This window comes from Flexivirga sp. YIM B11880 (genome assembly GCF_058148645.1).
In genome coordinates this window covers 839,671-853,500 of record NZ_JBMAMH010000001.1, presented here as the reverse complement: position 1 = coordinate 853,500, position 13,830 = coordinate 839,671, and the positions used below count along the sequence as shown (strand labels likewise).

Genomic DNA, 13,830 nt, shown 5'->3' with positions numbered 1-13,830 from the left:
CTCAGCGGATCGCGGACACGGCCTCGGCGATCGGGGTGTCGCCGTTGTTGAACTGCACGAAGGCGCCGACGCTGTTCTTCGCGGGGAGAAGTGCAGCCACAACCGCGGCCACATCGGCGCGGGACACCGAGCCGGCGGCGAGGTCGGGATGGTCCTGGCCACGGACCTCGATCCGCCCGGTGGGTGGATCGTCGGTGAGTGTGCTGGGACCGGCGATGGTCCAGGACAAGCCGGTGCCGCGGAGGTATTCGTCGGCCGCGGCCTTCGCCTCGGCATACGCGAAGAACGAATCTCCTTCGGGCACGCGGTGATCCGGCGATGCGCCGAAGTAGGACACCATGATGTAACGGTCGATGCCGGCGGAGGCGGTGGCGTTCATGCTGCGAATGGCCGCGTCCCGGTCGACGGCATAGGTTCGCGAGGGGTTGCCGCCGCCCGCGCCGGCGGACCAGACAACCGCATCCACACCCGACAGCAACTCGGCGACCGCCGGCACGTCCAGGTGCTCCATGTCCGCGACCACCGCTTGGGCACCGGTCGCCGCGACCTCCGGCGCGTGATCCTCGTTGCGGAACAGCGATCGCACCCGGTGGCCTTCGCCGACCAGCTGCCGGGCGAGCAGCATCGCCACCTTGCCGTGTCCGCCGATGATCGCGACCGTTGTCATGCTGATCCCCGCTTCTTCCGTGATCCGACCCTGCGCAGCTTGTCGAGCACCGGTGGCACCGGCGTGCGTGCCCTACCCAGGTTACGGCCCGCGGCCAGCATGGCGCGGTCGTAGACGGGCCGCGCGAAGCGCTTCGCGGCATAGGCGACGTGTCCGTCACGGTCGGTCAGGATGAGGAACTTCCCGGCCTTCATCCCCGCGAACGCGACAGCGCCAACCTGATCCGCCGATCGTGGCGCCTTGGCGATCAGGTCCGTCCCGCTCGCCTCCATGTCCACGTCCTTGCCGGCGAAGGACTGCGCCAGGTTGGTCCGGAAGAACGACGGGCAGATGACCGAGACCGTGATGCCCGCCGGCGCCAGCTCGGCCCGCAACGTTTCACTGATCGCGACCACACCCGCCTTCACGGCGTTGTATGACGCCATCGCGGGCGCGTGGACCAGCCCCGCGAGCGATGCGGTGTTGACGATCTGACCACTCCCCTGCCGCTTCATCATCGGCACGAAGGTGTGGCAGCCGCACGCGACACCGAGCAGGTTGATGTCGACGATGCGGCGCCATTCCGCCATGTCGGCGACGTCGATCCGGCCACCCGCCGCGATGCCGGCGTTGTTGACGAGCAGGTCGAGTCCGCCATACGCGCTCTCCACCCAGTTGCGCGCGCTCGCCCAGTCCTCTTCGCTGCTGACGTCGAGCTTGCGGTAGTCGACACCCTCGGGCAGCGAGCCCTCGGGTGCGGTCTCGTGCACGTCGCCGACCAGCACCCGGGCACCGTCGGCGACCAGCAGGGCGACGAGGGCCTGCCCCAGCCCGGAGCAACCACCGGTGACGAGGCACCGTGCGGCGGCATACGAGCGGACCGGTTTCGAGGAGAGAATGCGCATGCGCCCAGCCTAAACGCGGTTACCGATCGGTAACCAGGGTCATCGCAACAGCTCCCGGATGTCGTCGGGGGTGATGGCGCCGCCGGCACCGCCATCGCCGTCGACCACCTTCTCGAAGAGAGCGCGTTTGCGCTCCTGCAACGCGACGACCTTCTCCTCGATGGTGCCGGCGCTGACGAGCCGGTAGACCATCACCGGTTTGTCCTGCCCGATCCGGTGTGCACGGTCGATCGCCTGGGCCTCGGTGGCGGGGTTCCACCACGGGTCGAGCACGAAGACGTAGTCGGCCTCGGTCAGGGTCAGGCCGACGCCCCCGGCCTTGAGCGAGATGAGGAAGGCCGCGTCGTCGCCGTTCTTGAAGCCGTCGATCACCTGCTGCCGGTTGCGGGTGCGTCCGTCGAGGTAGGACGACGTGAGACCGGCCGCAAACAACGCGTCGCGCGCAAGCTTCAGGAACGACGTGAACTGGCTGAAGACCAGCGCCCGGTGCCCTTCGGCGGCGAGCTCGCCGATCTGCTCGACGAGCAGGGCGAGCTTCGCCGAGGTCTCGCCTGCGTTGCTCGGCACGTCGTCGACCAGCCGCGGGTCGAGCGCGAGCTGCCGCAGCCGGGTGAGCGCGGCCAGAATCGCGACGCGGTTGCCGTCCGGGTCCTCCAGCAGCCCGAGCACGCGCTGCCGCTCGCGCTGCAGATGGCGGTCGTAGGTCTGCCGGTGCTTGACACCGAGCTCGACGGCCTGCACCTGCACCTGCTTCGGCGGCAGGTCGCTCGCCACCTGCTCCTTGGTGCGCCGCAGCATCAGCGGCCTGATCCGGCGACGCAGCTGGTCGAGCAGCTCCGGAGTCTCGCCGCGCTCGATCGGCTTGCGGTAGCGCTGCGTGAAGGAGTCCGGGCGCGGATAGAGCCCGGGCGCCGCGAGCGCCAGCATCGACCACAGGTCCATCAGTGAGTTTTCGAGCGGGGTGCCGGTGATCGCCAGCGTGAACGGTGCGCCGATGCGTTTGGCCGCTTGGAAGGTCTTGGACTGGTGATTCTTGACCGACTGCGCCTCGTCGAGGACGAGGCCGTTCCAGCCCACCGCGGCGAACTGGTCGGCGTCCAGCCGGAGCACGGCGTATGACGTGACGACGACCTGCGCATCGCCGATGGCCTGCGCGACGGTGGTCCCCCGGCGCTTGCTGGTCTCGGCGAGCGGGAGCACCCGCAGTGTCGGGGTGAAGCGCGCGGCCTCGCTGACCCAGGTGCCGACCACCGAGCTGGGCGCCACGACGAGGACCGGCACGTCCAGCTCGCCCTCCTCCTGCGCGCGGGCCAGCAGCGCCAGGGTCTGCAACGTCTTGCCGAGGCCCATGTCGTCGGCGAGAACTCCGCCGAGCGCGCAGTCCCAGAGCGCGGCGAGCCAGGTGAAGCCGTCCAGCTGGTAGCCGCGGAGCGTTGCCTCGAGCGATGCGGGCACGCTCGGCGCGGTGAACCGGTCGAGCGCACGGACTCGCTCCAGCTGGCGGGTCCAGCGCTCACTCTGCTCGTCGATGACGCCGAGCGACTCCAACTCGTCCCAGAGACCGACATGGAAGCGGTTGATGGCCAAGCCTTCTCGCTGTTTGTCGGCGATCTCCCGGGCTTCGGCGATCAGCCGCTCCAATTGGCGCAGCTCGGGCCGGTCGAGGCTGAACCAGGTGCCCGACGCGAGCAGCATCGCCTCATCACCTCGTGCAAGCGCGGCGAAGAGAGCAGCGAACGGCACCTCCTCACCCTCGATCGACACCGTCACGTGCAGGTCGAGCCAGTCGTTGTCCTCGCTGTCGGTGGCCCCGATCGTGATCTGCGGCGCGACCCGGCTCTCCTCGAAACTCGGCAGCTCTGCGTCGACCACCAGCTCCAGATCGTCGCAGTCCGCCAGCTCCTGCAGTCGCTCGGCGAAACGCACCGCCGGCCAGCCCCGCAGCACGCTGCGGCCGATCGGCCACCAGCCGAGTCCGCCGACGAGCTCCATCAGGTCCAGGTCACGGAGCGTCTCCTCGAGCCGTCCGACGAGCGCGTGCTCGGCGGCCCGGTCCCGGGTGTGGTCATAGACGTCGAGGTCGACCGGTTTGGGATGCTTCCCGGCATACAGCATCTCGGCGGCGACCTCGATCGCCTGAGGCTCGGGCGAGGTGAGGGTGAGCCGTAGCCGGATCGGGGCCGACACCGGCAGGCCGTTGCTGGCGACGAGGTGCAGTTGCCGGCTCAGCCGCGGGTAGTAGAGGTCGCGGAACTCCTCGGCGTCGTCCGCCGGCACCTCGACCGGACCGTCGAGCAGCAGGGCCCGCGCGGCGGTGCTCAGCGGCGCGTCGAGCGCGGCCAGCGTGATGCTGCCGTCGGGCGCGACGTGCGCGATGCCGTGGCCCGGGTCGCCGAGGACGACGACTTCGCCCGTCGCGTCGGCCAGGCCGAGGACGGTCGCGGCGCCGCGCAGCGATCCGTCGTCCTGGGGGTCGAAGTCGGCGACGACGTGGGTGGGGTCCGGCGCCAGACGCACCACACCGTGCCCGTTGTATGCCGGGAGCAGCTCCACCCCGGCAGCGACGCACTCGCGCAACGCCGGCCACACGCCGGTGTTGCTCTCGTCGAGCTGGATGAGCGGCACGGACATCGCCCAGGCGTGCTGGCGCCCCGCCGCGACGTCGCGGAGGGCGGTGACGGCGTCGGCCTGCGCGACGTGGAACCGGCGCCGGACCCGGTTGAGGCCGACCTCGTCCCAGGACGCCTGCTTGGACCAGCGCTCGGCCTTGGTGCGGTGCGACAGGGTCAGCCCGACGCGGGTCACCCGGCGGCGGCCGCGCAACTCGCGGCTCACCGTCACGCGCAGGCCCAGCCGCACGCCGTCGTCGGCGTGGTCGACCGTCGGACCGTCGAGTTGCTCCTGGACGAAGCGGCGCCACGCGGGCAGCTCCGGGGTGCCGCCGCCGAGCTGGTCGCGGGCCGTGAGCAGTGTCGCGGCGACGTGCTTGCACTCGGTCGCCATCGGGCAGGAACACCGGGAGTGCCACTCGGGCGCGCCCTCGAAGTCCTTCATCCGGGTGATCATCACGGTGTAGGGCCGCTCGCGGTTGCCCTCGACGGTCGCGAGCAGCAGTCGGCCGCGGTCGCCGGTGTTGATCGACTGGACCCGCTCGGAGTCGACATACAGCTCCGCACGGGCAAGCGTGAGCTCGCCCATCCGCTCCGCGAGCTGCTCGGGCGTCACCCGGCGCACCCACTCCGCGCCGCGCAGCTGCAGCTCGGTCGCGTTGATCACGGTCCCGACGGTAGCCGTCACCGCTGACAGTCGCGAGCGGTGGCGCGCCGGTTGTGGATGCCCTGTGTCGGCTGTGAACGGTGAGCATTCTGGACAACGCTTTGAGGATCACGGCTGCGCGTCGGATACTCGGGCTCTATGCGGAGGACTCAGAGCGCGGTGGGACTCGGCCTGGCAATCGTCGTCCTGCTCGGCGTTCTAGGGCTCTGGTTGTGGGGCAAGCCCCGCACCTCGGTGGCCCTGCCGTCGGCGCAGACCACTCCTGGCGCGGTCGTCGAGACCTTCGCCAAAGCGTTGAACGACCGTGACTTCCCTGCCGCGAAGAACATGGTCGTCGGCAACAAGGTCGGGGTCGACGCCGGCTGGTGGGACCTGCACGGCCCACGCATCGAGCAGCTGCGGATCATCCACACCGGGCCGGTCAGGACGGGAGCGGCGTGCGGGCCCAAGATCGCGGCGGCGTGGCGCCAGTGCGTCGTGGTCAAGACGCTCTCGACGTTCCGTCACGTGAAGAGCCTGGCCAGCGGTGACGACCCGCACCGCGAGTCGTGGTCCTACTTCCTGGTCCGCAACAACAGCTCGGACCGCTGGCGGATCCTGGACTGGGGCAAGGGCTGAGCGCGTCGTCGACCAGAGGTATGCCGAACGCGCGATACCGCACGATGTGCATAGCCGAATCCTGACGTACCTCAGCTCTTCGGGACGTTGGCCTCCAGCTCACGCAACCACGCGTGCGCATTGCCGTCGCTGGGTGCGCGCCAGTCGCCGCGCGGTGACAGCGCACCGCCGGCGACGACCTTCGGGCCGTTGGGCAGAGCGGATCGCTTGAACTGGCTGAAGCCGAAGAAGCGCTTGATGAACAGCTCCAGCCAGGAGCGGATCTCCGGCAGCGAGTAGGCCATCCGGCGGTCTTCCGGATAACCGGGCGGCCAGTCACCCACGGCGGGGTCGTGCCAGGCATGCCACGCCAGGAACGCGATGCGGCTGGGCCGCATGCCGAAGCGCAGCGTGTGGAAGAGGTTGAAGTCCTGCAGCGCGTAGGGGCCGATCGCGTCCTCGGTGGACTGTGGCTTCTCGTCCGTACCGGCCGGCACCAGCTCGGGGCTGATCTCCGCGTCGAGGATGGTCTGCAGCGTGCGGGTCGCGGAGTCGTCGAAGTGTCCCGATCCGATGACCCAGCGGATGAGGTGCTGGATCATCGTCTTCGGGATGCCGGCATTGACGTTGTAGTGCGACATCTGGTCACCCACGCCATACGTGCACCAGCCGAGCGCCAGCTCGGAGAGATCACCGGTGCCGAGGACGATGCCGTTCTCGTTGTTGGCGATCCGGAACAGGTAGTCGTAGCGCAGCCCCGCCTGGACGTTCTCGAACGTCACGTCGTAGACCGGCTCACCCTCCCCCGCCGGGTGGCCCATGTCGCGCAACATCTGCGTCGCCGCGGGCCGAATGTCGAGCTCGTGGAAGGAAACTCCCATCGCAGCGGCCAGGTCGGTGGCGGCCGACTTACTCGCGCTGCCGGTCGCGAAACCGGGCATGGTGTAGGCGAGTATGTCGGTGGGCGGGCGGCCCAGGTCGTCCATGGCCCGGGCAGCGACGAGCAGAGCGTGCGTCGAGTCGAGTCCGCCGGAGACGCCGATGACGATCTTCGGCCCGCCGATCGCCGAGAGCCGCTGTTTCAGCGCCGTTACCTGGATCGTGTAGGCCTCGTAACAGTCCTGTGCCAGGTGCTCCGGGTCGTCGGGCACGAAAGGGAACCGCTGCAGTTTGCGCCACAGCCCGATGTCGCTGCTCGGGGCGTCGAGCCGGAAACCGACCCGTCGGAAATCAGCGGCATCATTGAAGGTTCGCGCATTGTCCGCCAGCGATCCGTCGCGCAACCGGTCCTGCCGGATCCGGTCCAGGTCCACGTCGACCGTGGTGCGTGTCGCGTCCTGCGGGAAACGCTCGCTCTGCCCGAGCAACGTGCCGCACTCGTGGATCATCGTCATGCCGTCCCACGACAGGTCGGTGGTGGACTCGCCATACCCGGTGGCGGCATACACGTAGGCAGCGAGGCATCGGGCGCTCTGTGCCATCGCGAGCGCCTGCCGGTCGGCCGACCGGCCGACGGTGATCGGGCTGCCGGAGATGTTGACCAGCACGTTGGCGCCGGCGAGCGCCGCCACCGAGGACGGCGGGATCGGCACCCACATGTCCTCGCACACCTCGACGTGCACGGTCAGTGCCGGCAGATCCTCCGCGGTGAAGAGGATGTCTGGGCCGAACGGCACGCTCACCCCCGCAACCGTGATCGACTCTCCGCGCTGGTCGTCACCCGGCGCGAAGTAGCGCTTGTCGTAGAACTCCCGGTAGTTGGGCAGATAGCTCTTCGGCGCCACGCCGAGCACCGCGCCACGGTGGATCACCACCGCGCAGTTGTAGAGGCGCAAACCCTTCCGCAGCGGAGCACCGACGATCACCAGCGGCAGCAACTCGGTTGTGGCTGCGGCAATTTCGCCGATCGCCGCCTCCACCTCGTCGAGCACGGCGTCCTGCAGCACCAGGTCGTCGATCGCGTAGCCGGTAAGGCTCATCTCCGGGAACGCCGCGACCGCAACGGAGTCGGCGTCACAGCCGCGCACCTGGTCGATGATCATTGCGGCATTCGCCGCCGGATCGGCGATCGCCGTCGGGACCGTGCACGCGGCGATGCGTGCGAAGCCCTGGTCGTATGCCGAGAAGAAGTTCATGCTTGCCAGTGTCTCAGCAGTGCACTGCCATGCTGGACCCATGCGTCTCCCCGGCTGGTTCCGAGTCGCCTTCGCGATGTTCGTGGTCGGCTGGGGAGCCAACCAGTTCACGCCGCTGCTGCTGGTGTATCGCGCGACCGACCACTACTCGCAGACGCTCGTCACGTCGATGTTCGCGGCATACATCCTCGGACTCGTGCCGGCGCTGATACTGTCCGCCGAGCTCGCCGGCCGGTTCGGGCACCGCGCGGTGCTCCGCCCGATGATGGTGCTCACCGCCGTGTCGTCCCTGCTCCTCGCGATCGGCGCATCGTCGGCCGCCCCGCTCTTCGCCGGCCGCGTGCTGTACGGCGTGTGCACCGGCGCGGCCATGGCGCCCGGCACCACCTGGGTCAAGGAGTTGTCCGCCGATGCGCCGGTCGGCACCGGCGCACGGCGGGCCGCGATCGCGTTGTCAGCGGGATTCGGCGGCGGGGCGTTCCTCACCGGGTTCATGGCCCAGTGGCTGCCGGATCCGAAGGTGCTGCCGTATGTCGTGCACCTCGCGCTCACCGGCGTTGCCGGCGCGCTCGTCTGGAACGCACCCGTACCTGCCAACGCCGGCGGCCGAGCATCTGTCCCCGGTGGCCGAGTAAGCGGCGAGGACCTGGATCGAGTCGCAGCCGAGGAACGAGGCTGCGAGGAGTCGAGCCAATGGCGACGCGAGACGACGACCAGCCCGGACAGGGCGCACAGCGAGCTTGCGAGCACCGCGCCCTGGCCGGGCTGCGAGGAGTCGAGCCAATGGCTCAGCCGGCACTTCTCGATGCGCATCGCGCCGATGGCGGTGTGGGTCTTCGCCTGCCCGAGCATCAGCATGGTCATCCTGCCGGCGCTCATCAAGGCGGAGATCGCAGGGTTCGCAGTGGCATTCACCGGCATCGTCTGCGGTCTGACCCTCGGCACCGGTGTGCTGGTGCAGCAGCCGGCCCGCCGACTGGAAGCCGGTCGGCCGGGCGGAGTGACCGTGCTCGGCATGCTCGGAACAGTGCTCGGCGTGCTGCTCACCGTGTTGACCGTGAGCCGGCACTCGGTGGCTCTCGTCCTCGTTGCGTCCGTGGTGCTCGGTGCCGGCTACGGCCTGACGCTCGTCGGTGGTCTCACCGCCGTTGAACGCTCCACTCCGTCAACCGAACTCGGCATGACGAACGCCGTCTTCTACTCGCTGACCTATGCCGGGTTCACGGTGCCGACCATCGTCTCGGTGCTCGTGCAGCACTGGCCGGAGCGAGTGGTGTTGCTCGGCCTCGCCGGGCCGGCGGTACTCAGTCTGCTCGCGGCAGTGCGTGCCGAGCGCGTGGTGAGACCTGCGGTTTAGGGTCGGCTCATGCGGGAAGAGACACTCACCGCCCCGGACGGGTTGCTCGTCATACCGGAAAAGCATTGTGGGACAGCGGTCCTCACCATCGGTGGATCCAGCGGCCGGATCGATGACGACCGGGCACGGGTGCTCGCGGCGCACGGCGCGCTCGCCATGTCGATCCGCTGGTTCGGTGGGCCGGGGCAACCGAACGGCCCGCGGCTCGTGCCGCTGGAAACCTTCACCGACGCACTCGACCGGCTCGCCCCGGAATGCGACCGGCTGGTGATCGCAGGGACGTCCTTCGGTGCGGAAGCCGCGCTGCTCGTGGCATCACATGACGAACGAGTCGACGGCTGTATCGGATTCGCGCCGAGTTCGTACGTGTGGAGCTATGTCGACCCGGCCGGATCGCAGGTCTCGCACTGGTCGTATGACGGCCGGCCGCTCCCGGCGATCCCCTTCGACGTGCGCTGGACGCCGGACACCGATCCGCCGGCCTACGTGGGCATGTATCGGCAGAGCGTGCGCACCGCCGACCCGGAAACGGTTGTCGCCGCGACCATCCCGACCGAACGCATCAGCGACTTGCTCCTGGTCGCGGGTGGTGACGACCAGGTCTGGCCGTCCGTGGACTTCGCCGAAGACATCGCGGCCCGCCGCCGGAGTCATGGCCTGCGCACGGATCTCGTCACTGCGCGCAAGGCCGGGCACCGCACCCTGCTGCCCGGCGAGCAGCCGGTCAGCGCCGGCCAGGCGATGCGCCGCGGCGGCACCGACGACACCAACCGCGAACTCGGCGCGCTCGCCTGGCCGCACGTCCGCCGCATCCTCCGCCTCCCCGACTGACCGGACGCGCACCGTCCTCCCGCCGACCGCCGACCACCTGCCCCGGCCCCCGGCCCTCCTTCCCCCTTTTCGCCGAAAGGCTCAGCAAAGCTCGACAGGCTCAGAAAATCACCGACCGAGAACGGCTTCGTTCTGCGCCTCTCGGCACTTTGTGAGCCTCTCGGCGGAGAAGGCGCGGCCCTGCTCGGGCGCCGGCGCATGGCGGGTCGTGCTGCAGAGCGGTCAGCGGCGCGGCTGGAAGACCGGATCCTCCCGCTTCAGGCCGGCGGTGCGGGCGATCCGGAAGTTCTTGCCGAGCAACAACCTCGCCTGCTCCCAGCGCTCACGGGCGAAGGTCCGCCGTGGCGAGGACCGCCACGTCGCGTCGAAGAGCCGCTTGGCTGCCACCACGGCATCCGGGGACCGCCGCGCGAGCGACTCGGCGAGGGAACGCGCCGCGTCATACGGCGCTGGGTCGACCTGGCCCACCAGTCCGAGCCGTGCGGCCTCCTCGCCGGAGATGATCTCGGCCGTCATCGTGAGCCGCTTGGCGGTCTCGATGCCGACCAGCTCGGAGAGCGCCTGCACGCCGCTCATGTCCGGGATGAGCCCCCACTTCCCTTCCAGCACGGACCATTTGGCGTCCGGCGCGGTCACCCGCAGGTCGGCACCGAGCGCGATCTGCAGTCCGCCGCCGTAGCAATGGCCGTGCACCGCCGCGATCACCGGCACCGGCACGCGCCGCCATACCCAGCACGCCTCCTGGAAGACGTTGGTCCCACGCCAGGGCCGCGGCAGCATGCCGAGCGGCAACTGCTTGGGGTCAGCGGTGACCGTCTTGAAGTCCAGTCCGGCACAGAACGAGTCGCCCGTCCCCGACAGGACGACTGCCCGGATTTCCTTGTCGGCGCGGAGGTTCCGCCCAGCAGCGGCCAGGTCCCGCAGCATCGGCAGGGTCAGACCGTTGAGTTTGTCGGGCCGATCCAGGCGCACGTCTGCGATGCCGCCCGACACGGCCACGTCGATGTTGCTCATCGACCGATCCTAGGAGGTCGAGAGCGGGCCGCGAGGCGGTGCAGCTGCTCCTCCTGCCAGCGATGCGCGCCGGCTTCATAAGCGATGATCGTCACGAACGGAGCCGCCAGCGTGAGCAGCAGGCTGACCGTGATGGGTGTGCCGACGACGGCGAGCACGATCGCGGCGGCCAGCAGTGCCGCCGTGAGCAGCATGTTGACCAGGTGGAGAGGGTCGAACCGGCCGATCAGCACGTCGTGCAGGGTGTAGACGACGGTCAGGTAGATCGCCACCGGAACGGTCAGCAGCGCCACGGCCGATGGCTCGGTCAGTGTCGAGTGACCCTCGAGGTAGAGGCCCAGGATGTGCAGCCCGGCACCGGTGCCGGCGATCGCCACGAAGACCAGCACGTGTCCGTAGCCGAAGAAGTAGCCATAGGTCGGGCGGTGCTCCAAGAGGGTGCCGAACGGCATCATGAAGTAGACCCACCACATGCCGAAGGTCAGCCCGATGCCGGCGATGACGACCGCGACGGCGTTCCACGTCCACCGCTCGCCGGCCGCGCCGCCGAGCAGCCCCTGGGACGACCCGATCGTGCCGACGATGCCCTCACCGAGCGCGATGATCGCGAGCAGGCTGTAGCGCTCGGCGATGTGGTGCGGGTGCCAGGGTGTGCCGTTCGCACCGCCCTGTGCGAGCACCGGGATGAGCAGCTCGCAGGCGCCGAGGAAGACGCCGACCACCACGGTGAGCGCGAGCGCCATCGGCACGAAACCGAAGATCACCCAGCCCGCCTGGACGATCAGCATCCACCGGATGTTGCGCACCGCGACCTGCCGGTAGTCCGGTGCCTGCCGGGACGCGCGGAACCACTGCGCGGCCAGCGGGATCCGCATCACGACATAGCCGATGACCATCAGCCGGGTCTCGACGCGCGAGCCCTCGCCGATCGAGTGAAACATCGGCCGCAGCCCCAGCGCGAAGATCACGACGCCGACCATGGTGAGCATGGTGAGCACCCGGTAGAGCCAGTCGTCGGTGTCGAACGACGACGCGAACCAGCTGAAGTTGATCCACGCCACGCAGATCGCGAACATCGCGAAGAGGAAGGCGAAGACCCCTCGAGCGAGGTGGCCGTCAGCCGCCAGTCCGGCGAAGCTCGCGGCCGACGTGCCGACCGCGACCACGAAGATCAGGTCGAAGAGCAACTCCAACGGCGTCGAGGCACGCTCACCCTCTTCCGGGTCGCGCCCGCGCATCGGCACGAGGCGCCTGCGGAACGAGTCGGGCGACAACCGGGTGAAGCCCGAACCTGCTGATCGCTCGGTCATGCGCTGAATCCTCGCAGGCCGGCGCCCGAGCGGTCAGGAGCCGGCGTCGATGGCGACCGGCCGGCCGTCCTCCCAGGCGTATGGCGTCATCTCGGTCAGCCCCGGTGCGTAGGCGTGCACGGTCACGGCGTAGCCGTCGCCGACATTGGTCAGGTTGTGTGGGGTTCCTGCTGCGACGGATCCTTCGTCACCCGGTCGCAGCTCGGTCCAGTGTTCGGAGCCGCCGCGCCACTGCCGGTCGATCAGCTCGCCCTCGACGACGACCATCGCGCCCGCGGCCTTGCCGTGATCGTGCCAGTCGGTGGTGGCTCCGGGCGGCCAGGTCATCACCCAGACCTCGAGGTGTGGCGTCTTGGTCAGCTGGTGGCGCTTGCGTTCGTCACCGCTGCGCTCGATGGTGCTGGTGACTCCCGACTCGTGAGCGAAAAGGCGCGCCATCCGGACCAATTGGTCGGTGGTGAAGTCCCGGACGCCGGGTGAGGTGGTGGTCATCGAAGTCTCCGTTGCGGTATGGCGGACGCGCCTCGTGGGGCACAGTGGTCTGCGGCGAGCTGAGCGACGGTCGGCTCAAAGTCGGCAGACATGCCACGTCGTCATGCGTCGCCGGTTGGCGATGCGCATGAACTGCGTGGCGTGCGAAGACATGCCCACAGCACAACATGCCGCGGACCCTTTTGCCAAACACGTTTCATCTCATCTCGGATCAAGAGACGGTTGTTCAGCATGCGGATCGCGGTGATTACTTCCGATGGAAGGTTCTGGGCCATCCGGTCGTTGCGAGAGGAACGGTGCCCGATCGGCATCGTCCGACAAGGAACGAGAGAAGCATGGCAACCAAGATCCTCACGACCGACACCTTCGCGCAGGAGGTCCAGTCCGACGGCATCGTCCTGGTGGACTTCTGGGCGGACTGGTGTGGTCCGTGCAAGATGTTCGCGCCGATCTTCGAGGACGCGTCGGAGAGCAACCCGGACATCACCTTCGGCAAGGTCGACACCGACGCGGAGCCGGCACTCAGCCAGGCGTTGCAGATCACCTCGATCCCCACGCTGATGATCTTCCGCGACGGTATTCGCGTCTTCGCGCAGGCCGGCGCCCTGCCCGGTCCCGAGCTGTCCTCGCTGATCGACCAGACCCGCAAACTGCCGATGGACGAGGTCCGCAAGCAGGTCGCGGAGGAGCAGGCCAAGCAGGACCAGAATCCCGACGGCGAGGCGTAGGCCTCGCGGATCCACCACATTCGTGGGGTGACTCACACCTCGGGGGCGCCGGGGTTGCAGCGGTCGTCATACATCTGCTGCGCGGAGACCACCGGCCGCCACGGCTCGAGATTCCAGCTAGGCTTGTGGGGCTCCGCGAGCCGGGCGAACGCCCAGTGACAGTCGAACTGCGCTCGCATGCTTGGCGTTTCGGCATTTCGCGCCTTCCGCACCACCTCGCGCCAGGCCTCGTCCTCGGCACCATCGGCCGTCGTCACCCGGCCGCTCGCCGTCGGGTAGACCTGCAGGCTGCGGCCGCTCGGCAGGCTTACCCACACCACCCGCGCAATGTATGGCGGGCCGTGCCCCTCGGATGCCGAACTCCTACGGCTGGCAGCCGGTTTCGTGGCTGCGGCGCTCGGGCTTCCGGGCCGGACGCGCGACGCCGTCGAAGCCGTCGACGGGCTACTGGCGCCGTCGGCACTCCTGGTCGTGCCGCATGCCGCGACGCCGAGCAGGAGCAGCGTCATACCGACAGCGGCCCGGGGACATCGAGGCAT

12 protein-coding genes are annotated in these 13,830 nt (G+C 69.1%); 4 read left to right on the top strand and 8 right to left on the bottom strand.

All coding sequences use genetic code 11. The annotated features are described in order from the left end of the window. Position 1 precedes the first annotated feature (1 nt). The 3 genes from ACN8HC_RS03965 to ACN8HC_RS03955 are packed head-to-tail and all read right to left on the bottom strand — an operon-like array spanning position 2 to position 4,827. Complete coding sequence (locus ACN8HC_RS03965) at positions 2 to 667, bottom strand: NAD(P)H-binding protein (RefSeq protein WP_490073562.1); 666 nt, start codon at positions 665 to 667, stop codon at positions 2 to 4. After that, on the bottom strand, positions 664 to 1,551 hold the full coding sequence (locus tag ACN8HC_RS03960; RefSeq protein WP_490073561.1) for an SDR family NAD(P)-dependent oxidoreductase: 888 nt from the start codon (positions 1,549 to 1,551) through the stop codon (positions 664 to 666). The genes ACN8HC_RS03965 and ACN8HC_RS03960 overlap by 4 nt, the downstream gene beginning before the upstream one ends. A 39-nt stretch (positions 1,552 to 1,590) precedes the next feature. Further along, positions 1,591 to 4,827: a DEAD/DEAH box helicase gene (locus ACN8HC_RS03955; RefSeq protein WP_490073560.1), complete on the bottom strand. Its 3,237-nt coding sequence runs from the start codon at positions 4,825 to 4,827 to the stop codon at positions 1,591 to 1,593. A 138-nt stretch (positions 4,828 to 4,965) separates the two neighbouring features. On the opposite strand from ACN8HC_RS03955, the gene ACN8HC_RS03950 reads away from it, so the two are divergent. Next, on the top strand, positions 4,966 to 5,445 hold the full coding sequence (locus ACN8HC_RS03950; RefSeq protein WP_490073559.1) for a hypothetical protein: 480 nt from the start codon (positions 4,966 to 4,968) through the stop codon (positions 5,443 to 5,445). A 71-nt stretch (positions 5,446 to 5,516) separates the two neighbouring features. Here the strand turns inward: ACN8HC_RS03950 and ACN8HC_RS03945 are convergent, their stop codons facing one another. Further along, positions 5,517 to 7,559 carry an NAD(+) synthase gene (locus tag ACN8HC_RS03945; protein ID WP_490073558.1) on the bottom strand — a complete coding sequence of 681 codons (2,043 nt, stop codon included), beginning with the start codon at positions 7,557 to 7,559 and terminating at the stop codon, positions 5,517 to 5,519. Positions 7,560 to 7,599: 40 nt separating this feature from the next. Here ACN8HC_RS03945 and ACN8HC_RS03940 point away from each other — a divergent pair, with 40 nt between their 5' ends. Together ACN8HC_RS03940 and ACN8HC_RS03935 are read left to right on the top strand one after the other, a co-directional pair. Then, entirely contained in the window at positions 7,600 to 8,916 is a 1,317-nt protein-coding gene (locus ACN8HC_RS03940; protein ID WP_490073557.1) for an MFS transporter, read from the top strand. A gap of 9 nt (positions 8,917 to 8,925) precedes the next feature. Then, complete coding sequence (locus tag ACN8HC_RS03935) at positions 8,926 to 9,747, top strand: alpha/beta fold hydrolase (protein WP_490073556.1); 822 nt, start codon at positions 8,926 to 8,928, stop codon at positions 9,745 to 9,747. Positions 9,748 to 9,969: 222 nt separating this feature from the next. On the opposite strand, the gene ACN8HC_RS03930 is transcribed toward ACN8HC_RS03935, so the two are convergent. From ACN8HC_RS03930 to ACN8HC_RS03920, 3 genes are read right to left on the bottom strand one after another with little or no spacing between them, the layout of a single operon-like run. Then, positions 9,970 to 10,761: a crotonase/enoyl-CoA hydratase family protein gene (locus ACN8HC_RS03930; RefSeq protein WP_490073555.1), complete on the bottom strand. Its 792-nt coding sequence runs from the start codon at positions 10,759 to 10,761 to the stop codon at positions 9,970 to 9,972. Next, positions 10,758 to 12,071, bottom strand: coding sequence for a low temperature requirement protein A (locus ACN8HC_RS03925; RefSeq protein WP_490073554.1), 1,314 nt, complete (start codon positions 12,069 to 12,071; stop codon positions 10,758 to 10,760). The genes ACN8HC_RS03930 and ACN8HC_RS03925 overlap by 4 nt, the downstream gene beginning before the upstream one ends. 33 nt (positions 12,072 to 12,104) lie before the next feature. After that, positions 12,105 to 12,563: a cysteine dioxygenase gene (locus ACN8HC_RS03920; RefSeq protein ID WP_490073553.1), complete on the bottom strand. Its 459-nt coding sequence runs from the start codon at positions 12,561 to 12,563 to the stop codon at positions 12,105 to 12,107. A 335-nt stretch (positions 12,564 to 12,898) separates the two neighbouring features. On the opposite strand from ACN8HC_RS03920, the gene trxA reads away from it, so the two are divergent. Continuing rightward, positions 12,899 to 13,291, top strand: a complete 393-nt coding sequence (gene trxA, locus ACN8HC_RS03915) for a thioredoxin (RefSeq protein WP_490073552.1) — start codon at positions 12,899 to 12,901, stop codon at positions 13,289 to 13,291. Positions 13,292 to 13,323: 32 nt separating this feature from the next. Here trxA and ACN8HC_RS03910 read toward each other — a convergent pair whose 3' ends face one another. Then, complete coding sequence (locus ACN8HC_RS03910; RefSeq protein ID WP_490073551.1) at positions 13,324 to 13,830, bottom strand: DUF2599 domain-containing protein; 507 nt, start codon at positions 13,828 to 13,830, stop codon at positions 13,324 to 13,326.